Origin of the sequence: Rubinisphaera margarita (genome assembly GCF_022267515.1) — a bacterium.
Taxonomy (GTDB): domain Bacteria; phylum Planctomycetota; class Planctomycetia; order Planctomycetales; family Planctomycetaceae; genus Rubinisphaera; species Rubinisphaera margarita.
In genome coordinates this window covers 714,956-740,493 of the sequence record NZ_JAKFGB010000009.1, presented here as the reverse complement: position 1 = coordinate 740,493, position 25,538 = coordinate 714,956, and the positions used below count along the sequence as shown (strand labels likewise).

General features: G+C 58.7%; 18 protein-coding genes. 13 read left to right on the top strand and 5 right to left on the bottom strand.

What is annotated here, in order from left to right; genetic code table 11:
• The first annotated feature begins 95 nt into the window (after positions 1-95).
• From L1A08_RS06220 to L1A08_RS06205, 4 genes are all read left to right on the top strand, one after another.
• A complete protein-coding gene (locus L1A08_RS06220; protein WP_238755412.1) occupies positions 96-554 on the top strand; it encodes a CBS domain-containing protein in 459 nt (152 codons plus the stop codon).
• Between the two features lie 442 nt (positions 555-996).
• On the top strand, positions 997-4,002 hold the full coding sequence (locus L1A08_RS06215; RefSeq protein WP_238755410.1) for a secretin N-terminal domain-containing protein: 3,006 nt from the start codon (positions 997-999) through the stop codon (positions 4,000-4,002).
• A 97-nt stretch (positions 4,003-4,099) separates the two neighbouring features.
• Positions 4,100-5,791 (top strand): GspE/PulE family protein, encoded by a 1,692-nt coding sequence (locus tag L1A08_RS06210; protein ID WP_238755408.1) that lies wholly within the window; start codon positions 4,100-4,102, stop codon positions 5,789-5,791.
• Positions 5,792-5,895: 104 nt separating this feature from the next.
• A complete protein-coding gene (locus tag L1A08_RS06205; protein ID WP_238755406.1) occupies positions 5,896-7,056 on the top strand; it encodes an alpha/beta hydrolase family protein in 1,161 nt (386 codons plus the stop codon).
• 137 nt (positions 7,057-7,193) lie between these two features.
• Here L1A08_RS06205 and L1A08_RS06200 read toward each other — a convergent pair whose 3' ends face one another.
• Entirely contained in the window at positions 7,194-8,669 is a 1,476-nt protein-coding gene (locus L1A08_RS06200) for a pyridoxal phosphate-dependent decarboxylase family protein (RefSeq protein ID WP_238755404.1), read from the bottom strand.
• Between the two features lie 238 nt (positions 8,670-8,907).
• Here L1A08_RS06200 and L1A08_RS06195 point away from each other — a divergent pair, with 238 nt between their 5' ends.
• Positions 8,908-10,422: an SMP-30/gluconolactonase/LRE family protein gene (locus L1A08_RS06195; RefSeq protein ID WP_238755403.1), complete on the top strand. Its 1,515-nt coding sequence runs from the start codon at positions 8,908-8,910 to the stop codon at positions 10,420-10,422.
• A gap of 106 nt (positions 10,423-10,528) precedes the next feature.
• On the opposite strand, the gene L1A08_RS06190 is transcribed toward L1A08_RS06195, so the two are convergent.
• Positions 10,529-11,737 (bottom strand): DegT/DnrJ/EryC1/StrS family aminotransferase, encoded by a 1,209-nt coding sequence (locus tag L1A08_RS06190; RefSeq protein WP_238755401.1) that lies wholly within the window; start codon positions 11,735-11,737, stop codon positions 10,529-10,531.
• 728 nt (positions 11,738-12,465) lie between these two features.
• Between L1A08_RS06190 and L1A08_RS06185 the strand changes: the two genes are divergently transcribed.
• Complete coding sequence (locus tag L1A08_RS06185; protein WP_238755399.1) at positions 12,466-12,834, top strand: hypothetical protein; 369 nt, start codon at positions 12,466-12,468, stop codon at positions 12,832-12,834.
• Positions 12,835-13,082: 248 nt separating this feature from the next.
• Positions 13,083-13,916 (top strand): ParA family protein, encoded by an 834-nt coding sequence (locus L1A08_RS06180; protein WP_238755397.1) that lies wholly within the window; start codon positions 13,083-13,085, stop codon positions 13,914-13,916.
• A gap of 245 nt (positions 13,917-14,161) precedes the next feature.
• On the opposite strand, the gene L1A08_RS06175 is transcribed toward L1A08_RS06180, so the two are convergent.
• Positions 14,162-14,743, bottom strand: a complete 582-nt coding sequence (locus L1A08_RS06175; protein WP_238755395.1) for a flavin reductase family protein — start codon at positions 14,741-14,743, stop codon at positions 14,162-14,164.
• Positions 14,744-14,984: 241 nt separating this feature from the next.
• On the opposite strand from L1A08_RS06175, the gene L1A08_RS06170 reads away from it, so the two are divergent.
• The 6 genes from L1A08_RS06170 (at position 14,985) to L1A08_RS06145 (ending at position 22,434) form a co-directional block, all read left to right on the top strand.
• A complete protein-coding gene (locus L1A08_RS06170; RefSeq protein WP_238755393.1) occupies positions 14,985-16,310 on the top strand; it encodes a CpaF family protein in 1,326 nt (441 codons plus the stop codon).
• 41 nt (positions 16,311-16,351) lie between these two features.
• The gene (locus L1A08_RS06165; protein ID WP_238755391.1) at positions 16,352-17,326 is read left to right on the top strand and encodes a type II secretion system F family protein; all 975 of its coding nucleotides are present in this window, start codon (positions 16,352-16,354) and stop codon (positions 17,324-17,326) included.
• Positions 17,327-17,398: 72 nt separating this feature from the next.
• Complete coding sequence (locus L1A08_RS06160) at positions 17,399-18,331, top strand: type II secretion system F family protein (protein WP_238755388.1); 933 nt, start codon at positions 17,399-17,401, stop codon at positions 18,329-18,331.
• 218 nt (positions 18,332-18,549) lie between these two features.
• Positions 18,550-20,619, top strand: a complete 2,070-nt coding sequence (locus L1A08_RS06155; protein WP_238755386.1) for a hypothetical protein — start codon at positions 18,550-18,552, stop codon at positions 20,617-20,619.
• A 243-nt stretch (positions 20,620-20,862) separates the two neighbouring features.
• Positions 20,863-21,765: a 4-(cytidine 5'-diphospho)-2-C-methyl-D-erythritol kinase gene (gene ispE, locus L1A08_RS06150; RefSeq protein WP_238755384.1), complete on the top strand. Its 903-nt coding sequence runs from the start codon at positions 20,863-20,865 to the stop codon at positions 21,763-21,765.
• A 24-nt stretch (positions 21,766-21,789) separates the two neighbouring features.
• Complete coding sequence (locus L1A08_RS06145; protein ID WP_238755382.1) at positions 21,790-22,434, top strand: SpoVG family protein; 645 nt, start codon at positions 21,790-21,792, stop codon at positions 22,432-22,434.
• Positions 22,435-22,521: 87 nt separating this feature from the next.
• Here the strand turns inward: L1A08_RS06145 and rlmN are convergent, their stop codons facing one another.
• Together rlmN and L1A08_RS06135 are read right to left on the bottom strand one after the other, a co-directional pair.
• The gene (rlmN, locus tag L1A08_RS06140) at positions 22,522-23,607 is read right to left on the bottom strand and encodes a 23S rRNA (adenine(2503)-C(2))-methyltransferase RlmN (protein ID WP_238755380.1); all 1,086 of its coding nucleotides are present in this window, start codon (positions 23,605-23,607) and stop codon (positions 22,522-22,524) included.
• Positions 23,608-23,798: 191 nt separating this feature from the next.
• Positions 23,799-25,346: a TolC family protein gene (locus L1A08_RS06135; RefSeq protein WP_238755377.1), complete on the bottom strand. Its 1,548-nt coding sequence runs from the start codon at positions 25,344-25,346 to the stop codon at positions 23,799-23,801.
• Between the last annotated feature and the right edge of the window lie 192 nt (positions 25,347-25,538).

Genomic DNA, 25,538 nt, shown 5'->3' with positions numbered 1-25,538 from the left:
CGATTCGCATTCTGATGATCGTTCACTCGAAGTGTTGGCAAGTCATCATGAAACAGATGCCCGGCCGGTTAGGATCTTTGAGAGCTCGCGACGTGATGTCGGCCGACGTCCACCTCCTGCAGGAAACGACGACTCTGACGGATGCCACGGAGCAATTGAAGACGTACAAGCACTCCGGAGCCCCCGTGGTCGACAGCCGGGGAAAACTCGTCGGAACGTTCTCGCTTCGTAATCTGACAGGCGTAAAGCCCGGGAACTCTCAGGCGTCCCGGGCGCTTTCTTCGAGCCTGGAGTCGGCCATTCTCTCGGCGGAAGCCGTGGAACGGATGATGAAGACTCAGATTGGGCAGGAGAAAGTCGCCGACCGGATGACGGAGAATCCTCCCTCGGTCACCGAGAACGCCTCGTTGATTGACGTCGCTCGGCTGATGTGCAACTTCCACACGCATCGCATTCCGGTCACCAATTCCCGCTTCGAACTGGTCGGCATCATCACGACCATGGACATCCTCGCTGCCCTGGTCCACACCGCCGACGAACTGTCGGAGCAGTAAACGCCCCGCCGCCTCTGTCGTGAAGTCGTCGGAATAAATCGAAAAGCGAAGCCCAACCCGAAATGTCAGTGAGGGCTTTTCGCCATTCCAGCCGTTGCTCACACTTCGGGTTGAGAGGCGCGGTGAGACAAATTTCCGCCGCTTCCGAAACCCGCGTCCATTCGCGGGGTTTCTTCCTGTAGAGCCTTGGCGGGGAAGGTATGCGCCGTGAGAATGGCGGATGAAGACGTCGGTTTCTTGAATCGACCAGGGACGGGCAAGGGGGTTTGCGAGTCGAAATCGCGAATGCCCGATGGAATCGGAACAACCGACACAAATCCTCAGAATCCAGCTGACCAGCGGTTTCCGACCTGAGTCGCCTCGCAGTCGCGTCGATACAACTGGGTGTCGTGGCTGGGACCGCTCTGGACTTCGTAAGACTCTGAGATCGATGGTGTCGATTATGCCGATCAAACCATTTCTGCAATATTGCTCGCTCGTACTCGTCACCGTGATCGGTGTTCCTGTTGCGGAGACGCTCGCTCAGCCGCCCGCCAGCGAGTCCACTCCAGCGCCCGCTCTGAGCACGGCCGAGATACCGGCTCCGGAGTCGACTTCGGAAGCTCCGTCCGCGCCGGCGATGCCCGCCGAAGACATCGGAATCGACGACCTGTTCGATCTCTTCCAGGACAGTCCTCCGCAACAGCCTCCGGCCGGGAATTCGACCGCCCCGCAAGCTCCGATGACTTCGAACGAGTCGGCCGACGCCCCCGCAATTACAGACGGTGCTCCGAAGTCGGGACCAGCGGAGACGCTGCAATTCAATTTCCGGTATGCGTCCTGGGAAGACGTTCTGCGAACCCTCGCCGATGTCGCCGGGCTGACACTCGACATGCAGTCCACGCCGCCGGGAACGTTTTCGTACTTTGACAAATCCCCCAAGACGCCGTCTGAGGCCATCGACATTCTCAATGGCTATCTCATCCAGCGAGGTTATCTGCTGGTTCGTCAGAATAACTTTCTCATTGTGGCCAACATCAGCGAAGGGATTCCCGCAACGCTGATTCCCACGGTGGACCTGGACGAGCTTCCCAATCGTGGCAACAACGAACTGGTCCGCGTCGTCTTCGACCTGGAAGAACTTCGAGCCGAAGATCTCGCCGAGGATGTTCGCAGCCAGCTCGGCGCGCACGGAGAAGTCACGCCTCTCGGCACCACGAATCGGCTGATTGTGACCGGCATGACGGGCAACATCCGCCGGGTCGATCGTCTTCTGCAGGGATCCCGCCTCGCAGCCGGTGCCGGCGATCTGACGTTCCGGGCGTTCATTCTTGAGCACATTCCCGCCGCCGATGCCGAGCCAACAATCCGAGCTCTGCTGGGTGTCAATAATTCGCTTGGCCAGTCCAGCGGAAGCGGGGGAAGCAGTCGCGGTTCTTCGGACCCTCGGCAACAGTTCATGGAAATGATGGCCGCCCGCATGCGGGGCGAAGGCGGACGCGACGGGGATCGTGGCGGCGATCGCGGACGAGGGGGCCCCAGTTCGTCGTCCTCTTCGGCGGGGACCGAAGGAACGGCGCGGATTACGCTCGATGAGCGGACCAACAGTCTTCTCGTGGCGGCGCGGCCGGCCGATCTGATGATCGTCGAGCAGGCCATCAAGCAGATCGATCTCCCCTCGAAAGACGGACGGTCCGCCTTTGAAGACCGCGGCGGCCCCGTGCTTCGCGTCTACGAACTGGATGATGCCGAGCTGGACGAAATCGCCGAGACAATCATGGCGATGGTCCCTGGCGTAATGATTAACGAAGACAACCGCGCCGACGCCCTGCATGTGATTGCCACGGAGTCGAAGCAACGGGAAGTCAAAGAGCTGATCGACATGATTGCGAACAAAGGTCCCGGCATGGAAATCGGACTGGTGCCGCTGTTCAACCTCGATCCCGACTGGACCATGATTACACTGCAGAACATGTTCGTCGGCGAGAATCCCGCCCCGGTGATTCAGACGGACCTGTACGGTCAGAATCTGGTCGTTCGCGGCAATGCAAATCATCTGGTGCAGGTGAAAGGGCTAGTCCTGCAGTTGACTCAGGCCGCCGGCAATCAGAGTAGCATTTTCGGAGTCAACTCCGGTCCGGTCCGCCAGATTCCGTTGGGCGGGCTCGATCCGGCCGACCTGCTGCCGACTCTGCAACAGATGTGGAAATCAAGCGGCCGCCCTGCCCTGGAGATCAATCGTCCCGGTGAAGAAGGTCCTGAGCGACCGCAGGCCAATCCGAATCCTCCAGCCGTGGATGAGAACTCGACCGAGTACCGCCCCGGTGAAACAAAGACGATTCCGGTCCTCTTTCAGTCGGAAGAACAGGCTGCCCCTGAGGATCAGGAGACCGTGAACGAGGAGCCGTCCGATTCGAAGCCGAATTCAGCTGAAGGTCCTTCGATCACGATCGTCGGCGATCAGCTGATTCTCTCCAGTGAAAACGAAGCGGATCTCGATGCTCTGCAGCGGATGCTCTCCATGCTGGTGCAGCAGATGGCCAACAAAACGAAGTGGACCGTCATTTATCTGAGAGCTTCGGAAGCGGAAGCGACTGCCGAGATGCTGCGTCAACTGTTCGCCGACATCGAGGTGACGACCAGCAAGCCGTCCGTGCTGACCTTCGGACGCGGCTCCACTCCCGCGCCTACCCCAGTGACGACCACGCAGTCCGTTCGCGTCATTCCTGAGGCACGCAGCAATGCCCTGTATATCAGCGGTCCGGCCGATCGCATTCGCGAGATAGAAGAAGTCCTGCAGATCCTTGACCGAACCGATCTGCCGGAGTCGCTCCGCGATCGGGTGGCGCGAACCATCCCCGTCCATTACGCCAGTGTCGAGGATGTGGCCGAAGTGCTGAACGACATCTACGTTGACCGGTTGCCGCAGCAGTCGCAAAGCCGTCGCGGCGGTTTCGGAGGGGACAACGACTCGAGTACCACCCTGGTCGCCGGCGAACTGACCATTGGCGTCGACGCCAACACGAGCCAGATTATCGTTTCATCGAATGAATCGCTGTTCCGCGAGATCGAAGAACTGGTGCAGTCGCTGGATGAATCGGCTCGGGAAGCCCGGCGGACCGTCCGCATCATCAGCCTCGATTACGCCGATGCCGACGATGTCCAGAGCACACTCGGTACATTGCTGCCCAAGGTGACCTTCTCGGCCAGTTCGTCGTCGAATCGCGTCAGTTCATCGCGCAGTGGTTCCTCGTCGCGGGATTCCTCGAGCGGTTCGGGATCCCCGTTCGGATCACGTGATTCCGGGGATCGAGGTCGCTCTGATTCGGGCGATGATTCCCGGCGGCGATTCTTCGAAGATATGATGCGTCGCCGTTCAGAAGGGGGCGGCGACCGAGGGGGAGATCGTGGTGGTGATCGCGGTGGTTCTCCATTTGGTGGTGGCTTCCGCGGCTTCGGCCGGGACTGACCCGCAGTATCAAGGCCCTACTACGATCTGAAAGGGTGCCACTGCTGACTGGCCCTGCAGTGCGAAGGATCACCGCGGCACTTCTGGTGAAGACGTCATGAAACTTGAACCGATCCTCCAACGAATCCTGAGCCCGTCCGACTGGGAGCAACTTCAGTTGTTGACTCAGAATCAGGACAAACGCCCCGATGAGATTGCCGTCGAAAACGACATGATCACCGAGGATGAGTGGCTCAGCGCGGTCGCCAGTGAGTTCGGACTCGAAGTCGTCAACCTGCGAAACCAGACCATCGACCGGGATCTGCTGGCGAAGTTCCCCACGAAAACAATCTTCCGCCACGAACTGCTCCCTTACGCCCGCGTCAATGGATTCGCGAACGTCGCGGTGGGCAATCCGGCTCACCTCGAAGTCGTTGATGAACTGAGCACTCAGAGCGGGATCCCGCTGATTCCCGTTCTGGCCCGCCGTCGTGAGATTGCGGAAAAGATTCGGGAACTTCTCGGCGTCGGCGGCGATACGATCAACGAACTGGTTCGTATTCAGGCCGATGACGATGAAGACATCGATCTTCTGGAAGGGCTCGATCACGAAAGCGGGGAACTGGCCGAATCGGCTCAGGCTCCGTCAGTCATCCGGCTCGTGAACGAACTGCTCGTCGAAGCGGTGACTCAGAAAACCAGCGATGTGCACATCGAACCCCACGAGAGAGGAATCGTCATCCGGTTCCGTGTCGATGGCATGCTCCGCATTCAGCCCGTGCCGCCGGAGATTAACCGGTTTGCCTCGGCCATCGTCACCCGCATCAAAATCATGTCGCGGCTCAACATCGCTGAGAAACGACTGCCGCAGGATGGGCGCATCAAACTGCGGGTCGCCGGCCGCGAGATCGATGTCCGCGTTTCGATCATCCCGATGATCCACGGCGAAGGCATCGTGCTGCGTCTACTCGACAAGGACCGCATGGTCTTCGACCTGACGCATGTCGGCATGCCCTCCGAGATCCGCAAGCCCTTCAACGAACTGATCCGCCTGCCGCACGGCATTATTCTGGTGACCGGTCCGACTGGGAGCGGGAAATCGACCACGCTATACAGCGCTCTGAACGAGATCAAATCGCCGGAAACGAAGATCATCACCGTTGAAGATCCGGTCGAGTATCATTCCAATGGAATCAGCCAGATTCAGGTGCATTCCAAGATCGGCCTCACCTTCGCGGCTGGGCTGCGCAGTATTCTGCGTCACGACCCGGACGTGATTCTCATCGGCGAAATCCGAGACGGCGAAACCGCGATGTCGGCCATTCAGGCCTCACTGACCGGTCACGTCGTCTTCAGCACGCTGCACACTAACGATGCCCCCAGCGCGATGACGCGACTGATTGATATGGGCGTCGAACCGTATCTGGTCGCGAGCACGGTTGAAGGCGTTCTTGCTCAGCGCCTGATCCGCCGCCTCTGCAAGTTCTGCAAGACGCCGCACCATCCGCACGCCGAAGAACTCCCGATCGATTTCCGTTCCGATCTGCCGGAAACGCTCTACGAAGCGGTCGGCTGCCGCGAGTGTTCCGAGATTGGCTATGCGGGACGAATCGGGATCTTCGAACTGTTGCAGAACGATCCCGAGATTCGCGAGATGACCGTCAATCGGGCCTCCGCCGGAGCGATTCGCAAGCACGCCATCAAACACGGCATGACGACCCTCCGTCATTGTGGCTGGAACTACGTCCGTGAAGGCCTCACCAGCATCGACGAAGTGCTGCGCGTGACCAAGGGTGATCTCCTCGGGTAGTGCACCGGGACCTCCTGCTCTTCGCCGTTGATGTTTGCATCCGGGACACAGGGCTTCAACAATATCGCAAACGACTCCTGTTCCCTCCAACGGAAGGCGATCGAATGCGATTCCCCCTGCTGTCCCTCCACTTCTTCGCCGCGCTCTCTTTCTGCTTCACTCCCGTCACGGCTCAAACTCCGACTCTCGACAGCCGCCAGCAATCACCGTCCGATTCCTGGAACGCGATCTTTGAGCATTTCGAAGTTCCCGCGAAATATCAGGGGCAGAATGGCGACTATCGAAGTCCACTCCGGTTCAATGATGGCACACCGGTCAAGACTCCCGAAGACTGGGCCAAACGTCGTGAAGAGATTCTCAACGACTGGCACGAGCTGATGGGCGAGTGGCCCGAGTTGATCACCGATCCAGAAGTCGAAGTTCTGGAGACGACAGAGCGGGATGGGTTTACGCAGCATAAGATTCGATTCGGCTGGCTGCCGGAGCAGTTCACAACCGGATATCTTCTCATCCCCAACGATGGCAATGAACCGAAACCGGCCATTGTCACGGTGTATTACGAGCCGGAGACCGCGATTGGAAACGGAAAGGAACTCCGCGACTTCGCCTCCCAACTGGCGAAACGCGGTTTCGTGACTCTCTCACTTGGCACCACCGAGACGACGGAAGCCAGGACTTATTCGTTGTACTATCCCAGCCTCAATGAAGCCGAAGTGCAGCCGCTCTCGCTGCTCGGCTATGCAGCCGCGAATGCCTGGCATGTTCTGGCAAAACGACCGGAAGTCGACTCCGAACGAATCGGCATCGTCGGTCATTCCTATGGCGGCAAGTGGGCGATGTTCGCCTCGTGTCTATTCGACAAGTTCGCCTGTGCGGCGTGGTCTGACCCCGGCATCGTGTTTGATGACCGCCCCAGCGTGAATTACTGGGAGCCGTGGTATCTGGGGTATCATCCGCAGCCGTGGCGAAGGCGAGGTGTCATCACCGAGGACAACCCGGCTCAGGGTCTCTATCTGGAACTCCTTGAAGCCGGCCGGGATCTGCATGAACTGCATGCGTTGATGGCTCCCCGCCCGTTTCTCGTCAGCGGCGGCTCCGAAGACCCTCCACACCGGTGGATCCCGCTCAATCACACGATCGAAGTCAACCGCCTGCTCGGCTACGAAGACCGTATCGGCATGACCAACCGCCCCGACCACGGACCGAGTGAAGAATCGAACGCGGTCATCTACGGCTTCTTCGAGCACTTCCTGCAGCCGGAGTGATTTCGTTTACCACAGAGACACCTTCGCCGAACACCACCTGAGTGGACTATACTCCCGTGGATCACTAACAGTTTTACGGGAGAGGTACGCGGATTCCGCGTCCGCCCAGCGGAGCCTACGGGGGATCGACGAAGAGATTATTTGTGATCGTCGATGAAGCGGAAGATGCGTTCGACGTCGGCTTTGGTTGTGTAGGGGTTGAGGATCACCGCTTTGAGCCAGCGGGATTCGCGGAAGTGGGGCAGTGAGAAGAATGTTTCATCGTCTTTAAGCAGCCGCTCCTGCAGGCGGGCGTTGGCTTTGCCCAGTGAAATCTCATCGGCTCCGAAGCGGCGATCGCGGAAGCAGAAGATGTTCATATCGGGCGTCGAGGCGAGTTCCAGAAACGGACGCTGGCGAATCTGCTCGAGAAACAGTTCGGTCAGTTCGTAACTGTGGTTGACCAGCGTCTCGAGCCCACTGCGGCCAAACTGCAGCAGCGTCAGCCACCATTTGGCGATGTCCGGAGCCCGTGTCCCCTGCACGCCCCACTCGCCGAGATTGCGTTCGCCTTCAGCTTCATTGAGGCTCATATAAGGAGCGGAGATCCGGAAGTGACGATCGAGTACCTGCTCATCGCGGAACATGACCAGCGCGCAGGCTTTGGTCACATAGCACCATTTCTGGGGATTGAACGTGATCGAGTCGGCTCGGTCGATGCCCGCCAGACGATGCCGATGCTGATCGCTGAAGATGATCGCCCCGCCGTAACTGGCATCGACGTGAAACCAGAGATTGTTCTGCTGACAGATTTCAGCGACTTCGGGCAGCGGGTCGATATTCCCCGTGACGGTCGTTCCGGCCGTCGCGACCACAGCGAACGGCTGCTGTCCATTTTTGCGAGCCATCTGCACGGCTTTGTTCAACGCTTCGGCCGACATCCGATTATTGGCATCGACGTGAATCGGAATGACCGCACTCGTTCCCAGGCCGAGAATCATCGCCGCTTTCTGGATCGAGCTGTGACAGAGTTCCGAGGCAAACAGAACCGGTTGCTGCTTGAGGGTGCTGAGGCCCGTGCGATGAATATCGAAGTGACTGTTGCGGGCCAGTGTGAGCGCCTGAAGATTACAAAGAGTGCCGCCACTCTGAAGCATCCCGCCGGCGGTTTTGGGGAGGCCGAATAGTCCGGCCAGTTCCCGCAACAGCCGTTGTTCCAGATCTGAAAAGATCGGCGACATCTCGCGGCTGAGCATGTTGTTGTTCACAGCCGCCGTGACCAGCGAAGCCATGACGGAGCTGACGGAGGCCAGCGGATCCATATGGCCCAGATAGCGAGGGTGAGCCGGATTCATGGACCCGCGAACAAGATCGCGACATGCCTGCAGCAGATCGGAGTCAGGCACAGCCTGGCCGGGAATCAGGTTCTCGGCGGAGACTTTGCTCCATTTCAGCGGGACAGGCGGAAGCGAAACGGGCTCGGTCAATTCTCCCGTGATGAGATCGACCGTCTGATGCAGCAGCTGTCGGACTTCCTGCAGATTCGCTCCACCGGGATCGAGAAACAAGGAGCCTAAACCAGCGAGCGAAGCATGCGGGGCTGGAGCCGAAGTGCGGGCAGTCAGATCACTCACGCGGGGTCGTGTCCGTGGGAAAATCAGTCGGAAACAGTTGGGACGTTGAAAATCGAGTCTGCTTTGTTAACAATCTGGGTTCTCTCGATCTGTTGCGAAGTCTATCCGAATCGACACGAAATGACAGGTCCGCACCCGTTCGCTCAACCGGTTTTCGCGGGCCTGCTGAAATTTCTTCCCGACTGGGGACGATCGCAACCTGTTCTCATGCACAAACTGCGAGGAACCGATGCTGCTCATGGAACTGCTCCGATCTGCCGTTCGTCGCCCCCTGGCCGCGGCTGTCCTGATTGCTTTCTCGGTCGCTTCCGCCGGCATCAGCCAGGCGGGTGAATGGGAACAAATTCTTCCCGACGGCGCCAAAGTCGAGAAGCTGGCCGATGGCTTCACGTTCACCGAAGGGCCCGCCTGGCATCCGAACGGCTTTCTGCTGTTCACCGACATCCCCAACGATCGCATTGTGAAGTACGACGGAAAGAACACGTCGGACTTCGTGAAACCGGTCGGCCGCTGCAACGGCCTCATGTGCGATCAGCAGGGCTACATCTACGCCTGCCAGATGGGCGAAGGCCATGTTTTGAAGATGGACGAAAGCGGCGAAGTGCTCGGCCAACTGGTCGATACCTTCGAAGGCAACCGGATGAACGGTCCGAACGATCTGGCGATCGACAGCAAGGGCGGCATGTACTTCACTGACCCGTACTACGGTCCGGACAAGCCGCTACCTCAGCCGATGATGGCCGTCTACTACATTACACACAACGGCAAGGTCACGCGGATCATCGATGACCTGGAACGCCCGAACGGCGTGACGATTTCGCCGAACGGCAAGTTCCTGTACGTCGCCGAGCCGAACAAGGGCGAGGTCTATCGTTACGAGATCACCGCCCCCGGCAAGATCACGAGCAAGAAGCTGCTCTTCACAGGCGATAAGTCCATCGACGGTCAGGGCGGACCGGACGGCATGACTCATGACGTTCATGGCAACCTGTACGCGACTTACAACGGGATCGTCGTATTGACTCCGGATGGCGAACTGCTTGGTCGGATCGCCGTCCCTGAAAAGCCGGCCAACTGCACGTTCGGCGGTAAAGACAACAAGACGCTGTTCATCACCGCTCGCACCGGCCTGTATAAGGTCGAGCTCGGCCTGGCCGGCCTGCCGTTGGCGAAGAATGGTCCGGAGCTGCCGAAGACAGCGGCAAAGTCCTCGAAGGGAACCATCGTGCAGACGGTTGCGGACACCAAGCCGGCGACGAAAACCCGCGACGTCAATCTGGGTGGACTCACCCTGAGCGTTCCGGAAAGCTGGCAACAGCAGGAACCCTCCAACCGCCTGCGTCTCGGACAGTTCACGATTCCCGCCGCTGAGGGAGTTGAAGCCGAAACCGAACTGGTTGTCTTCCCGCCATTCGGAGGGTCGATTGATGACAACATCGGTCGCTGGGTTCGTCAGTTCGAAGCCGAAGGAGCGGAAGTCAAGTTGACGCGCGGCAAAACCGAACAGGGCGAATATCACATGGCCGACATCGCCGGAACCTACAAGAAGCCGGACGGCCCGCCATTCCTGCAGAAGACCATCGATGCTCCGGACCACCGGATGCTGGCGGTGATCATTGCGATCGAAGGACAGGGAAATTACTTCCTGAAGCTTGTCGGTCCCAAAGAAACCGTGGCCAGCGCGGTCGATGACTTCCGGGCCAGCTTTGGAGCCAAGGCGGACTCGGAAGAGGAATACAAGCTCGCTCAGTAGTCGCTGAGAGCCCTTCCGGAAATCGAAGAAAGGCCAGCTCAATTTGAGCTGGCCTTTCTCTTTCGCCTGACCTGATTCCATGAATTCGGGCTGAACCCGCTCTCGGCTACGCCGCTTTCGGCAGCGACTTGGCCGAGGTGCTCGTGCAGCTGGCGACGGCTTTGGAAAGCCCATCGACGACGCGCTCGAGTTGAGCCAGCGTCAGCTCCGCGAAGATCGGCAGAGCCATAATATCGCGGCTGAGCTGTTCCGAGACCGGGAACTGACCTTCTTTGTAGCCGTGATGTGCGAAGCACGGCTGCAGGTGCAATGGCTGCGGATAGTAAACCGCACAGCCGATCTGCTGATCGCGAAGCGACTGCAACACCTGGTCCCGCAAGCCGTCGTGGACGCGGATGCAGAACTGGTTGTACACGTGACGGCGATCCTTAAGCGTCCGCGGCAGTTCGAGAACACCGTTCAGATTCTCACGATCGAACAGTTCCGTGTACCAGTTCGCGTTTCTCTGACGGCCTTCGGTCCAGCTATCGAGATAGCGGAGCTTGACGGCCAGAACGGCGGCCTGCAGTGCATCGAGCCGACTGTTCATGCCGACTTCAACGTGCTGATATCGACCGGAATCGCCGTGAACGCGAAGCCGTTTGATGCGGTTTGCCAGGGCAGGATCATCCGTTGTGATCAGACCTCCATCACCGGCTCCGCCGAGGTTCTTCGTTGGGAAGAAGCTGAAGCAGCCGATGGTGCCGAGCACGCCGGCGCGGCGTCCGCGAAACTCTGATCCGATCGCCTGGGCGGCGTCTTCCACCACGGCCAGGCCATGCTTGGTCGCCAGACGGTTGATCGCTTCCATCTTGGCACACTGTCCAAACAGATGGACGGGCAGAATGGCGCGGGTTCGTGGCGTGATCGCCGCGGCGATGGCATCGGGATCGATGTTGTAGTCTTTGGCATCGACATCGACGAAGACCGGTGTGGCTCCGACGCGTTCGATACAGCTGGCCGTTGCGAAGAACGAAAACGGAGTCGTGATCACCTCATCGCCCGGACCGATATTGAGCGCCTGCAGCGCCAGGATGAGGGCATCGGTTCCGGAACCACAACCAATCGCTTCGCGTGAGTCGCAGTACTTCGCCATATCGGCTTCGAAGTTGGAGACTTCTTCACCGAGCACGAAGGACTGATTGGTGAAGACGCGCTGCACCGCCGCGTCGACCTCAGACTTGATGCTTTGATATTGCTGTGTCAGATCGATCAGTGGAACTGGATCGGGCGTGGAAGCAGGAAACGGAACAGTGGAAGCCACGCTGGTACTCATTAAAGCGACTCCATTCGCAAGAGAGTAGTGCCCTGTCAGGGCATGTTGTCCGGACTTGGCCAGCCGCAACCCACTGGGGTGGTGGTGAGCGAGGAGGCCGGAGCATCCAGATTTCGGAATCTGACAGAGGTAAGGACGTCACGATTCGTTCGTGTAGGAAATCAACTCGAGTTCCGAAGCAGTTTCACGAGGAGCACATCCCGCCCTGACAGGGGCTCTCGCAGTTGATTCCGGAGGGGACGGTAAATCGCAGGCGGAATGCTGTCAAGATGAGGTGGAATTCCGGATTTCAGGGGCTTTTCGCGTGACAAAATGCCCCTTCGGATTGCAAAATTTACAGAGTGAACCGACTGGCTGGGAGGTCAACCTCAGTGGCATATTCGATGCAATCGTTCCGCGCTCGTCGCCCAATCTTCTCACATTGCACAAAAAGGACATTGTGAACAGGTACCCGCGTTGTATATTTGACGCAGGGTGTATGCCCAACGGATTTGACTCATTTTTCCTAAACACCCCTTGAACACGATTTTACCCAGAGTTACACTCGGGATGAACAGTGGTATGGGTGTCAGGAACCGATGAGCTTCATCGTCCCTGGTCCTGCTGGAAGCCGGATATGTGGGCAATCCGAGGGCAAACTTCACCTTCCACATTTTGAGTAACGTCTTCTGTGTTGGAAGACAATTTTCGTTCCAGGATCTGCAGGACAGGCAACGAAGGAGAAGGAAATGCGTAAGAGTGGTATGTTCTTTTTGACAGCAGTCGCAGCACTGGCTTTCGCGTTCTCAACGGACGCTGAAGCTCGTCGTCACCACAGCAGCGGTTCCAGCGGAAGCTGGGGCAGCAGCGGCGGCAACCACAGTTCGGGCAGCCGCGGCAGCAGCGGTGGCTACAGCCACAGCTCTGGCAGCCATGGCAGCAGCGGTGGTTACAGCCACAGCTCTGGCAGCACCGGTAGCAGCGGCGGTTCCAGCGGCTACAGCGCCAGCAGCGGTTCCAAGGGATCCAGCGGATCCAGCGGAAGCGTCGGCCGTAAGTGGCGTAAGCGTGGTTCGAGCGGATCCAGCGGAAGCTGGGGTTCCAGCGGAAGCCGCTAGTCTCGCCGCCGCATTTTGTGCGGTAAGAGATGATCCAGAGCAACTCATTGCTCATCGAGCAGAAGGTCCTCACGACCTTCTGCTTTTTTTATTGCACGGCGGCAAATTCACCCGGTCGGAGGCTCGAATTCAATCGAGATCGCTCTTCACGCCCACACACGGTTCCGGTATAGTCCGCCCGCCCCAGGGACGGGACTCGCTCCGCTTCGACGCGAGCGATTCAAATAGAATTCAGTGGAAGGAACCCGATGCGAATTATCGCCATCATGAATCAGAAGGGCGGAGTCGGTAAAACGACTTCCAGCGTCAACATTGCAGCCGGTCTTGCTCGTCATGGGAAGAACGTCTGCCTGATCGACCTCGATTCGCAGGGCAATTCCTCTTCGCACCTCGGAGTCGATTTCTGTCGGGGAACGAGCACGGTTTACCAGGTCTTTTCCGGCGAGAAGAAACTGGTCGAAACCCGACAGCTGGCCAAGCCCAATCTCTGGGTCGTGCCGGCCAACATCGATCTGGCGGCTGTGGAAGTCGAACTCGTTGACGCCCAGGGACGCGAGTTTATCCTTAAACGGGCTCTGGAACAGTACTGCCGCGAAGAACGCCAGAAGCCGTTCGACTATGTGGTCATGGACTGCCCACCGGCGTTGAACACCGTGACAATCAACGCACTGACCGCGGCGACGGAGATGTTCATTCCTGTCCAGCCCCACTACTTGAGTCTGCAGGGATTGTCTCGACTGCTGGAAACAACGGCTCTCATCAAACGCCGCCTGAACCGGAACCTGTCGATCACTGGCATGCTGCTCTGCCTTTACGAAACGGGCACCCGACTGGCCGCCGATGTCACCGACGATCTGATGCGGTTCCTTGAGGAAAGCGATCCCCAGGCTCCCTGGGCGACGGCCAAGATCTTCCGCAGCCGTATCCGTCGTAACATCCGACTCGCAGAGGCCCCCAGCTTCGCCCAGTCCATTTTCGAGTACGCCCCGGAATCAACCGGAGCGCACGACTACGGCAATCTGATCGACGAAGTCCTCGCCGACGAAGCCCGCATGAATACGTCGATCTCGGCAGCTGCCTGAAAACAACCAGTTTCGACAAAGCAAAGGATCACCTGCCCGTGCAGGCGATCCTTTTTCGCTTGAGTCTCCTGGCACGGGCCGATCCCGCGTGTGGCGCCGATTTCCCTCGCCGACGCTTCGGATTGGGAATCGCGGACAGGCTGGGATCGGCGCAATCGTATCTCCGCATGGAACGGGCATTTGCCAGGATACGCCTGACGGCTATCCCAGCCGACTTTCTGATGCAAAAGCTGTCACTCTTCGGGTCAGGAATCTCCTGCTTCAGCGGCCCAGCGGTCGATTGCCTCTCGATCGATTTGCTGATCACGCTGGAGCGACTCGCTGAGTTGCGATCGCTCGCCCGACTCCAGCAGATTCCACATCTCGTCGAAGCGGAGCGGGGTTCCTTCACGAAACTGTCGGCTCTCCAGAAGATCGAGCAGGTACAATTCCCGGTCTCCGAGGGACCAGCTTCGAACGACGCGGCAATCAAAAGCCGCCAGAGCACCAGTGAGAATCGGCGCTCCACTCTGGAGCGTTGTCGTCGTCATCTCCGCCAGCTTATCGGTCTTTCGTCCTGTCGGAATGCCAAACCGCGCGACCCAGTCGACCTGATCGCGTGTGATCAGATGCAACGCACAGCAGCGGGATTCTCGGAGCAGCTCGTGACTGAAGTGGTGTGTGGCGATCGCGGTCACAAATCGGCGACGGTCCGGCACAATCGACACAGGCATGACGAACGTTGCGATCATCGCATTCCTCGTCGTACCAGACTGCGACGTAATGACCCAGAGTTCGGGATCGAGCAACAGGAAGGGATCTGCGGCTGCAGAATCGTTTGTATCCATGAGACCGGCTTTCCCGGAGTTCCGATTCGAGTGACTGGGCGAACTGGGACGTGGCCAAAAATCGACATCCCGACTCGGATCTTCCGACGCGGTTCGAATTCGTAAGCTAGATTTTCAGCGAGTACCACCCGGGAGATGATCCCGTGTGGGGTTGGTGCACTCACCCGCACAAGTACGGACCACCCCCGCAGTCTAGCGACGATGGATATGCGTCGCAGCATCAGAAGAGATGGAGAAAGAGATGCCCCCAGTCAAAGGCCCGCTGCCACGATCGAACCGCCCCGCTTCGTTTTCGCAGGATGATTTCGAAACGCTTAAGCGACTCATCCATGGCAAGCTCGTCGACAAGCTCGACCTGTCCCGTCTGGGCGATCTCGAAGGCGACACGCTGCGACGGGAGATCCGGCTGGTCGTCGAGCATCTCTGCGATACCGAGAATCCGCTGCTCAACCGTTCGGAACGCGAACGGCTGATTGAAGAGGTTCTCGACGAAACATTTGGCTTCGGCCCACTCGAGATCCTGATGAAGATGGACGACGTGGCCGACATCATGATCAACGGCCCCAAGCATGTCTTCCTGGAAAAGGGAGGGCGCATCGTCAAATCCGATGTTACCTTCCGCGATAACCAGCATCTCCTGCAGATTCTCGACCGTATCGTCTCCCGCGTCGGTCGACGCGTCGACGAAAGCAATCCGATGGTCGATGCCCGACTGCCGGACGGCTCCCGTCTGAATGCCGTCATCCCGCCACTGGCGCTCGATGGCCCCTCGCTCACCATTCGTAAGTTCGGTTCCAATCCGCTGACGCTCGAACGCCTGCTCGGCTTTGGAGCCTTCACGCCTGAGATGGCCATGTTTCTTGAAGGAGCGACCAAGGCCCGTCTGAACACCGTAATTTCCGGCGGTACCGGTTCGGGGAAAACGACTCTGCTCAACACACTGTCGAGCTTCATTCAGAACGATCACCGCATCATCACCATCGAAGACGCGGCCGAACTTCAGCTGCAGCAGGAACACGTGCTGCGCCTGGAAACCCGCCCGTCCAACATCGAAGGCAAGGGACGCGTCTCGGCAACCGACCTGGTGAAGAACGCCCTGCGTATGCGTCCGGACCGAATCATCATCGGGGAATGCCGTGGCGCCGAAACGCTCGACATGCTTCAGGCCATGAACACCGGCCATGAAGGATCGTTGACGACAATTCACGCCAACAACCCGCGCGACGCCGTCTCCCGTATGGAAACGATGATCTCGATGGGGGGCATCGAGCTGCCAATGAAGGCCATCCGCCAGCAGTTCGCCGCCGCGGTCGACATCATCATTCAGGCCAACCGCCTGCAGGGCGGACCACGAAAAATCACACACATTACCGAAGTGCTCAACATGGAACAGGACACGATCATCATGCAGGACATCTTTCTGTTCGTGCAGGATGGGATCGATGAAGACGGCCGTGCCGTCGGTCACTTCGAGTCCACTGGAGTGCGTCCGCACTGTATGGCTCGCCTCGAAGCCGCCGGCGTGCGGTTGCCAGGCAATCTGTTCTCAGCCCGCGTCCTCGGATAGTTCAACCCGCACGGCTTACGCTGCCTAGTCACAGGTGAAATATGGATCCTATTGTGATCTCCATTATGGTCTTCGTCGCCGTGGTCGCCATCATCATGGCGATTATGAGCGTGATGAATGACCTGGGTGCCTCGGACGTTGAAGACCGGCTTCAGGTTCTGACCGGCCACAAAACCCGCGAGGAAGCCAACGAAGACAAGAAGATCCTGAAGAAGGAAATGCTTCGCGAAGGCGTCGGCGGGATCTCCAAAGCCTTTAACCGGGCCGTGTCGCGTTTCGGCAATCTACCGCTCATCTTCGAGCAGGCTCACTCCCCCATCGGCATCGATGTCTTCGCGATCATCTCGCTGGTTTGTGTGGGCGTGGGCGTCGTTGGCGGCATGGCCGCTCAGGCCCCTGCTCCGATGCTGCCTGTCTGCGGACTCACCGTTGGCATCCTGCCGTATATGTGGATTCTGTATCGTCGCAAAAAGCGATTCGCCCGGTTCGCCAAACAGCTTCCCGATTCGCTCGAACTGATCGCCCGAGCTCTCCGCTCCGGCCACAGTCTGTCCTCGGGAATTCAGGTTGTCGTTCAGGAAATGCCGGATCCGATCTCGCACGAATTCAACATGGCCTATGAAGAACAGAATCTGGGCATCCCGATCGACCAGGCCCTGAAGAGCGTCTTCCGCCGTGTGCCGAACCTCGACTTCAAGTTCTTCGTGACTGCCGTCGCGATTCAACGACAGGCCGGGGGCGATCTGGCGGAGATCCTCGACAAGATCGGACACATCGTCCGTGAACGGTTCCGCATCATGGGACAGGTGCAGGCGTTGACCGGGGAAGGTCGAATTTCGGGCATCGTGCTGATGGCGTTGCCGATCGTCCTGTTCTTCGTGATGTACTACCTGAATCCCGAATACATGATGCTGCTGTTCACCGAAGAGCTTGGCCGACAGATGATCGCCGGAGCGGTCGTCCTGCAGCTGCTGGGTGCGGTCTGCATCAAGAAGATCATCGAAATCAAAATCTGACACCGCCGGCGTGAACCGCGTCAGCGTTCGTCATACACATTCCTGAATTCTGTTGTTGCTGAGAGCCTTATTATGGACATGGTCAGCATTCTGCCGTACGCCATCTTTGGCGGGATTTCCGCTCTGATCTGGTTTGTCGTCACCCAGATGAGCAGCAAGGATGACCGCGTTGCCGAGCGGCTGCAGGATATCCGGGATCCCGGACGAAGAAACAAAGAGGCTCAGGGTAAGCAGGAGGGTGTCGGCGGCATGCTCGACAAAGCCGCCCCGACGCTTTCGAAAGCGCTCAAGCCAAAAACCGAACTGGAAGAGAGCGAACTCAAGATCCGCATGGCCAATGCGGGGTTCAACTCCCCGAACGCCGGACAGGTCTTTCTCGCCGTCAAGTTTCTCTCCATGATCGTCGGGGTGCTCATCGGAGCCGCGATCGGATTCATCAACTGGGGAAACACTCAGAACGGCTGGTCCGCGTTCGCCATCGGAGCCGGATTCGGCTTCTACATTCCCGAGCTCGTCCTCGGCTACATGCGTATGAAGCGGAAGCAGAGTATCTTCCTGACAATGCCCGATGCCCTGGATCTGCTCGTGGTCTGTGTGGAATCGGGCCTGGGTCTGGATGCGGGCATGCGTCGGGTTTCTGATGAACTTCGTGATACCGCGACCGACATCTGCGCGGAATTCGATCTGGCGAACTTCCAGCTCCAGATGGGCCGCCCACGTCGCGAAGTGCTGCACGACCTCGGAATTCGTACGGGAGTCGACGACATGAAAGCCCTGGCCGCGATCCTGATTCAGGCGGACCGATTTGGCTCCTCCATCGCTCAGGCGCTTCGCGTTCAGTCGGACAGCATGCGGGTCAAACGGATGCAGATGGCTGAAGAAAAGGCCCAGAAAACAGCTGTCCAGATGATCTTCCCACTGGTTCTCTTCATTTTCCCGGGAATCTTCGTGGTGCTGGTCGGCCCGGCCGCAATCTCCATGATGGACAGCCTGCTGGCCATGTAAAGGTGCAGTCGTCACGCCGCATGTGACGGTTATCGCATGGGAATTTGAACCTTCTCGGGCTGATCTGCGGAAAAGATCTTGTTAGAATCCAAGGTGATTCCGCAGAATTGTCTTAGAGCCGTCTGGCCTGTATTTCCATTCCGGAAGCGGGCGGCTCCACGGGGTCGTCGGATCCCTTCGTCCCCACATCCAATTCATCGTCCTGATCTGCAGAAGATATGATTGCGTCTATATCCTCCTGCCCGAAATGCAACTCGCTGATTCTGGAAGACACGAAACTGTGTCCCCATTGCAATCACGTGTTGGAGGAAGGCGCCGAGCATCTGGCCGAGGTCTACTCCTCGACCAACGACCGCTACGACGGATCGGGCGAAGCTCCCTGCCGTGAGTGCGGAGCCGACAACCGCAAAGGCCTGGTGCGCTGCTGGCAATGCGGCGCGTTCCTCAAGGAAGAGATGGAGAAGCTGTATCAGGAGATGCAGCTTCGGCCTGCGCCGATCATTACCAGCGAGGAAGTCGACGACGATCCCGATTCAGTTCACGATATCGAGACCTTTGAAGATCACAGTCCGCCCGAAAGCGGAGATGACTTCGAACTCGACGACGACTTCCAGATGATGGAAGGCAGTTGGGAACCGGAAGGCGGCGAGATCTCTTCGTTTGACGACGACGAAGAAGAGGACGACGTCCCAGCGACCGCGACCGCTGAAGAAGCCGAAGACGAGGCCGACGAAGACGAAGAACTGTTGAAGCTCGCCGAGACGGAAGAACGGGAACAGTCTCGACAGCATGTGCGACGCAAAAAGTCGAGCGTCAAAAATACGTTCATGGTTCAGGCCCCCTGCGGGTGCAAGATCCGTGTTCAGAAATACCACCAGGGCCAAATGGGACTTTGCCCGAAGTGCAAGGTTCCGTTCGTTGTCCCCGTGCTCAAGCAGGCGGAAAAGAAAACCGCTGCCAAAAAAGAGGAAGCGAAAGCCGAGCCACTGGCTGACGAGCTGACGATCCTGGACACGCTCTGGCACGAGATCGCGCTGAAGAAGTTCAAGCCGAAGGTGAACGCTCTGAAAGGAAAGGGCGAGAAAGTCGACCTGGTTCGCTGGGACGATCAGATTCTCGTCGTCTGGCCGAAGCAGAAGGGCGTGAAAGGGAACGCCGCGAAACAGGCGGAAACGGTTCGTCTGAATGTCGCCGCTCACCTCAAAGCGGGGCGCCCGCTCGTCGCTCTGCCGACCGATCGCCACGAGGCGTTTTCCGCCGAGCAACTCGTCAGCCTCAAAGTCATTCAGCCGGGTGGTCAGGAACAGTTCACGACCGGCATCGAAGTTTTTGGCCCCGGCACAATCACGATTCAATTCCCGGATGTCCCTGCCCTGCCGGCAGGCGCCGCCCATCCTTCGATCGCCGCTTCAAAGGCGAAGAAGAAGGGGAAGAAGCCTAAGAAGCCGACGCCTCCACCGGAACCGCCTACGCGCTGCGTGACACTGACGCTGTCTCAGTATCGCAAGTTCCGCGGCTGGATCGCAGAGCTCCTCAACAATGCGGACGCTCTTCAGATCGAGGACATCCCGCTCGAGAACAAGACGCTGTACTACGACTGTGTCCTTGGCGAACACACCTTCGAAGCTCTCGACGCCCCGGAATGGTATCAGGCCGACGAGGCTCTGCCGGTCGTCGAAGTCGGCTGGCTCTGCCAGTGTGGCGAAGTGGCGGTCTGCGAAGAGCATCGAGCCGAACAGAAGTTTGGCGGCAAGAAGCCAGCGGGACTGGCCAAGACGAAGTGTCCCAAGTGTGAACAGAACTTCGGTACGAATCCACTGTTTCACCTCAAATCGGTTGTCGCTCCCGAGCCCGAGAAACCGGCCGAAGATGCCAAAGCCGAAGAAGGTTCCGAGAAGAAATCCAAAGGGGGGTTGTTCGGTGGCCTGCTGAAGAAAAAAGCTCCGGCGGAATCCGACGAAAAAGCGAGCGTGCAGACCGCCGATTCAGAATCCACAGCAGCGGGTCCGACAGAAGAAGCATCTTCCGACGAGGACGTCAGGCCGAAGAAGCGTGGCCTCTTCTCTCGAAAGCCAAAAGACGATCAACCCGCCGCCGATCCGGCCGATCCCAAGGTTGCAAAGAGAGCCGCGAAGGAAGAAGCCAGGGCCGCGGCCCGTGCCGCCAAAGAGGAAGCGAAAGCCGCGAAAGCCGCAGAGAAGGCAGCTGCCAAAGAGGCGAAAGCTCGGGCTGCCGCCGAAAAGAAGGCACTCCGGGGCCGCAAGACAGAAGCGGACAGCGGGAAATAATCGTCTGTTCAACAGCTGGCGTCAGCCCGCTGTCGTCGGTGAACCCGTCCCGCTGAACGCCGCCTGCTCCTGTTCGCCAGCTTGAAAATCCGTCCCGAAAGCGATATTGACGGAACGCATATTCGCGGATAGGGTAAGTTTTGCGGCTGTTTTTCTGCGGTCGTCCAAGAGAATACCACCATTGAGCTGATCTGACCGTGAGCCGGCGACCGCCGGAAGGCAGATCACAGGATGTCTGCTCTTATGAATGCAGAGCTGACTTCCCCGGTCATCGGCCAGGCGCCGGCGAAGTTGAATCTCTTCCTCAATATCCTGGCAAGAAGAGACGACGGGTACCACGAAATTGAAACGGTCATGCAACGATTGGCGTTGCACGATACGCTTCGTTTTTACCCGGCGACTGGAGACACTGTCTCCCTGCGCGTCGAGCATGTTGCTCCGCATCGACTCAATCCGCGCCCCGTCGACCCTATTCCGACCGATGAGCGGAATCTGATCATCAAGGCGGCTCGTCTGCTGCAGTCCCACACCGGCTGCCACCACGGAGCCGATATTCTGCTGCGAAAACGAATCCCCTCTCAAGCCGGACTTGGCGGAGGGTCTTCCGACGCCGCGACGACGTTGATCGTCCTGAACCGCATGTGGAATCTGAACCTGACTCAACCTGAGTTGATGGGTCTCGCTGGCCGTATCGGCAGCGACATCCCCTTCTTCATCGCCGAGCAGGGTCTTGCTGTCGGTACCGGACGGGGCGAAGATCTCCAACCGGCTCGTGGCCCGCTGATGCATTACGTGATCGTGAAGCCCTTCAGCGGTCTGTCAACAGCCGAAGTTTACGCCAACTGCAGAATCTCTCCATTCCAACATTCCGCGAAAGATGTGTTAAATGCTCTGCACGGACCAAATCTTGCTGGTGTAAGATGGACGATCAGGAACGCACTGCAGGAGCCTGCGGAACAACTGAATCCGGACGTGCGGCATGCACTGTCGGTGATGCGGCGGCAGGATTTTCTGATGTCGATGATGAGTGGTAGCGGGACGGCGTGCTTTGGTGTTTGCCGGAGTCGTGCGGCCGCGAACACGATCGCGGGTCGCCTGGAGGCTCTGCGAATCGGGAGTGTTTTCGTCACTCACAGCCGTGTGTAAGCAACTTTGAGGAGTAGACTGGCTATGGAGATAACGGAAGTTCGCATCAAGCTCATGGAGGATTCTGGCGAGCGTCTGTGCGCGTTCTGCTCGATCACTCTGGACAGTTGCTTTGTCATCCGTGATCTGAAAATCATCCAGGGCTCCAAAGGTGCCTTTGTGGCGATGCCCAGCCGGAAATTGACAGACCGCTGTCCCAAATGTCACTTCAAGAATCATTTGCGGGCCACCTTCTGCAACCAGTGTGGAGTCCGACTGCGTTCTGAACGTGCTCCCAAGGACGATGACGGTCGAGCCAAGCTCTATGCCGATATCGCACACCCGATCAACTCGGAATGTCGGGACATGATCCAGCAGTCGGTCATCTCCGCTTACGAAGAAGAAGTCGTCCGCGCCCAGCAGGAAGGCTACATCTGCACCTACGATGATTTCGAGGAAGATCGCTACGCGGTGCTCGATGGAAACGAGGACGATTCTTCGCAGCGAAACAATGACTCGCAGAACCATCGGTCTTCCCTGCGAATGGAAACCGAAGACGGGAAGATCCACCGCGTCGACACGCAATCCCAGCACGAATCGAACGCCGGCTCTCCCCGGGAGCGCAATCCCTCCGACGCCGTCTCGCAACAGCCGCCTCGCCGGGATGCCTTCGGGGATGGGATTATCTGACTTGTCGCCGAATTGCGCACAGACAGGAATGTCTATGCCGGCCGGTCGGAGTGGGCTTCAATTCGAGCAGGCTCCCTGCTCCGGTGATTACGACTTCTGGGTCTGCAGTTCCTGCAGAGCGCGGTCGCGGACTTTGGGCAACCGGAGTTGACCGCAGGCGGCGTCGATGTCGGCTCCCTTGCGTTTGCGAACCGTGGCCGTCAGCCCGGCTTTCTGCAGGATGTCGACGAAGTCCCGGGCGGCTTGCTGGGTTGAGCCTTTCAGCGACAGCAGGCTGACGTCGTTCATCGGAATCAGATTCACCAGCGTCGACCGGCCGCGAAGCAGATTGGCCAACTCGTGGGCATGTTCGCGGGAATCGTTCACGCCCTTGAGCAGAATGTATTCAAAGGTCACGCGGCGCCCCGTCGTTTCCAGGAAGTAGTCGGCGGCATCGAGAATCGCCTTGATGCCGATCTTCTGGTTCGTCGGAACAATCTGGTTTCGCAGTTCGTCGTTGGGAGCATGCAGCGAAATCGCGAGCGTGTATCGTTTCCCCAGATCGGCCAGCTGGCGGATCTTCTCGGGCAAACCGACGGTGGAAATCGTCACGCGACGGGTGCCAAAGTTCCAGCCGATCGATTCCTGCATCCGATCGAGAGCCGGCAGGAGGTTCTGCAGATTGGCGAGCGGCTCCCCGATGCCCATCACGACCACGTTCGTCAGCTGTTCTTCGTCATCGAGCAACTGCACGAGCCGAGCGATCTGCTCGACAATCTCGGCTGTGGTCAGGTTTCGCGTCAGTCCAGCCAGGCCGCTGGCGCAGAAGACACAGCCCATGGCACAGCCGACCTGCGTGCTGATGCAGATCGTATTTCGGCTCGGTTCCCGCATCAGGACACATTCGACAAACTCGTTGTCCCGGAGTTTGAGCAGAAGTTTTTCCGTCCGGTCGGATGCGACCTGATGGGATTCCACTTCGCTCTGATGGAACACGAGTTCCTGATCCAGCTGCTCACGGAGCGCCACTGGCAAGTCGGTCATCGCGTCCCAGGAACTGGCCCGCCGCTGGTAGATCCAGCGGAAGATCTGTTCTGCACGGAACTTACGGATATCCCGTTCGAGACACCATTGCTGGAGATCCTCGAAGGAAAGTGAGTAAATCGAAGGCTTTTCAGCTGTCATGACATTCATGGGGAGTCCCTTCGGGCAGTCAATCTCCCCGTCGATGGAAGCAGTGGGCGTGCCCGTTCTGCTGGAATTGTGCCGACACCCGGTCACAACTTCAAGACCCCGTCTCCGGAAAAGCCGGTCCGAAGCCTATTCTCGGCAGTGATTCGCAGACGTGACCCGGCCCCGCCTCGTGGCCGGGTCGCTCGTTCAGGTTACTCACCGCTCAATGTCTGCCCGCGGAGTTCGTCGCCATCGTCGACGGTTCCGGGAGCCGTCAGAGCACCCGTCAGCAGCAATCCGTCCAGCTGTGCCTGCGCCTGGGCCAGTTCCTTGCGAGCGGCGATCGCCTGCAATTTGGCTTCGAAGTAGGTCCGGCGAATGACGAGCAGCTGCAGGAAGTCGGTCTCTCCCAGTTCATAGGCTGAGTTGGCCAGTTCGAGAGCTTCAGCAGCCTGAGGCAGGATTTCACCCTCATACTTGGCGACTGTCACGCGAGCCGAATCGTACTTCTGCGACACGCGGGCCAGTCGGGCCCGGATATCGGCTCGAATCCGGGCGACTTCATGCGTAGCCCGGCAGAACTCGGCATAAGCGGCCGTCACATTCCCCTGGTTCCGGTTGTAGATCGGCAGCGGTCCCCCCACCTGCAGGTTAATCAGACCGGAGTCGGTGGCGTTGTCGTAACCAGCACCGAGTTCCAGCGTCAGGTTCGGTATCGCCTGCACTTCCTGCCGACTCAGCAAGGCGCGAGCCCGTGAAACCTTCTGTATGCCGGCCGCCAGTTCCGGGCTGTTCGCCTGGATCGAATCGTACAGATGGCACCAGTCGACACAGACTGCGTCGGCAGTCTGAACGGGTGCGAGGGGGCCCGGTTCCAGGCACTGCACGCCAACCAGAGCGACCAGTTCTTCCCAGGCGCCGACGAAGGCGATACCCGCCTGTCGCTGAAGCAACTCAACCTCGTTGAGCTGAATTCGCGTCTGGAGCAGATCGATCCGGGAATCTTCCAGTGCGTCGACACGCTGTTTGGAGATGTCGGCCGCCTGGCTCATCACGGCGACGAATTCGTCGGTGGCTTCCTGTCGCTGCTGAGCCGCCACGGCTTCGAAGTAAAGAATCCGCACATCTGTCAGCACACGCAGTCTCTGGGCTTCGAGTTCCCAGATCTGATAGTCGGTCGTCTGGCTGAGCACTTGATCGTTCAGAGCCAGTTTATTCCCACGAACAATCTGCTGTTCCCAAAAAACGCCGTGCTGGTCAGTCCCCTCATCGGCGAGCTGGCTGGCGAAGTAACCAACCGTAGGGTTGGCGGGACGGCGGACCTGCGAACGGATGCCACGGGCTCTGACGATCGACGATTCCGCCTGTTTCAGCGTCGGGTTGTTGCCCAGAGCAATCGTTTCGAGTTCGGCCAGAGAAATCAGCCCGCCCGAAGGCCGGCAGTAAACCGGATCCGCTGCGTCCAGACCGTCATCGTCGAGTTCGAGAGGGACTTCGAGTTTGAGCCGATCATCCTCGAGAACGGGAACTTCACCAGCTGTGAGCGTAATCCGTTCTCGCGCATCCGATTCGGAATCCAGAGGGCTTGATTCCGTCGGCGACTTCTTCGCGACCGTCGGCGAACTCTGATCGAGTGGGATCGCGGAGCGTTTCTGTGCGATCGGTTCGATCTCGATCGCCTTGGGGCGTGAGGACAGGCACCCTGGTAGTGTCACCAGAGCTCCGGCCAGAACCATCCTGCTGGCGATCTGTTTACGCATCCCTGCACTCTCCTTCGGTCCTGGCGGCTCGATTTCCGTGCTTCACCGCGACAACCGTCCTCTCAGTTCGAACTCTTCCAGAACTGTTTTCGGTTACATCCGGCATCCCGGTTAAGACCGTGAGATTGGCTGCAATCGGAATCTCCCCTTCCGCTTGGCAGGACTGGAGCGACCCGCAGGGCCGTCAAACTT

Excerpts from the sequence above, each read along its gene's own strand:
- L1A08_RS06220 (WP_238755412.1), top strand. The coding sequence starts at position 96 with ATGTCGGCCGACGTCCACCTCCTGCAGGAAACGACGACTCTGACGGAT.
- L1A08_RS06215 (WP_238755410.1), top strand. The coding sequence starts at position 997 with ATGCCGATCAAACCATTTCTGCAATATTGCTCGCTCGTACTCGTCACC.
- L1A08_RS06210 (WP_238755408.1), top strand. The coding sequence starts at position 4,100 with ATGAAACTTGAACCGATCCTCCAACGAATCCTGAGCCCGTCCGACTGG.
- L1A08_RS06205 (WP_238755406.1), top strand. The coding sequence starts at position 5,896 with ATGCGATTCCCCCTGCTGTCCCTCCACTTCTTCGCCGCGCTCTCTTTC.
- L1A08_RS06195 (WP_238755403.1), top strand. The coding sequence starts at position 8,908 with ATGGAACTGCTCCGATCTGCCGTTCGTCGCCCCCTGGCCGCGGCTGTC.
- L1A08_RS06190 (WP_238755401.1), bottom strand. The coding sequence starts at position 11,737 with ATGAGTACCAGCGTGGCTTCCACTGTTCCGTTTCCTGCTTCCACGCCC.
- L1A08_RS06185 (WP_238755399.1), top strand. The coding sequence starts at position 12,466 with ATGCGTAAGAGTGGTATGTTCTTTTTGACAGCAGTCGCAGCACTGGCT.
- L1A08_RS06180 (WP_238755397.1), top strand. The coding sequence starts at position 13,083 with ATGCGAATTATCGCCATCATGAATCAGAAGGGCGGAGTCGGTAAAACG.
- L1A08_RS06175 (WP_238755395.1), bottom strand. The coding sequence starts at position 14,743 with ATGGATACAAACGATTCTGCAGCCGCAGATCCCTTCCTGTTGCTCGAT.
- L1A08_RS06170 (WP_238755393.1), top strand. The coding sequence starts at position 14,985 with ATGCCCCCAGTCAAAGGCCCGCTGCCACGATCGAACCGCCCCGCTTCG.
- L1A08_RS06165 (WP_238755391.1), top strand. The coding sequence starts at position 16,352 with ATGGATCCTATTGTGATCTCCATTATGGTCTTCGTCGCCGTGGTCGCC.
- L1A08_RS06160 (WP_238755388.1), top strand. The coding sequence starts at position 17,399 with ATGGACATGGTCAGCATTCTGCCGTACGCCATCTTTGGCGGGATTTCC.
- L1A08_RS06155 (WP_238755386.1), top strand. The coding sequence starts at position 18,550 with ATGATTGCGTCTATATCCTCCTGCCCGAAATGCAACTCGCTGATTCTG.
- ispE (WP_238755384.1), top strand. The coding sequence starts at position 20,863 with ATGAATGCAGAGCTGACTTCCCCGGTCATCGGCCAGGCGCCGGCGAAG.
- L1A08_RS06145 (WP_238755382.1), top strand. The coding sequence starts at position 21,790 with ATGGAGATAACGGAAGTTCGCATCAAGCTCATGGAGGATTCTGGCGAG.
- rlmN (WP_238755380.1), bottom strand. The coding sequence starts at position 23,607 with ATGAATGTCATGACAGCTGAAAAGCCTTCGATTTACTCACTTTCCTTC.
- L1A08_RS06135 (WP_238755377.1), bottom strand. The coding sequence starts at position 25,346 with ATGCGTAAACAGATCGCCAGCAGGATGGTTCTGGCCGGAGCTCTGGTG.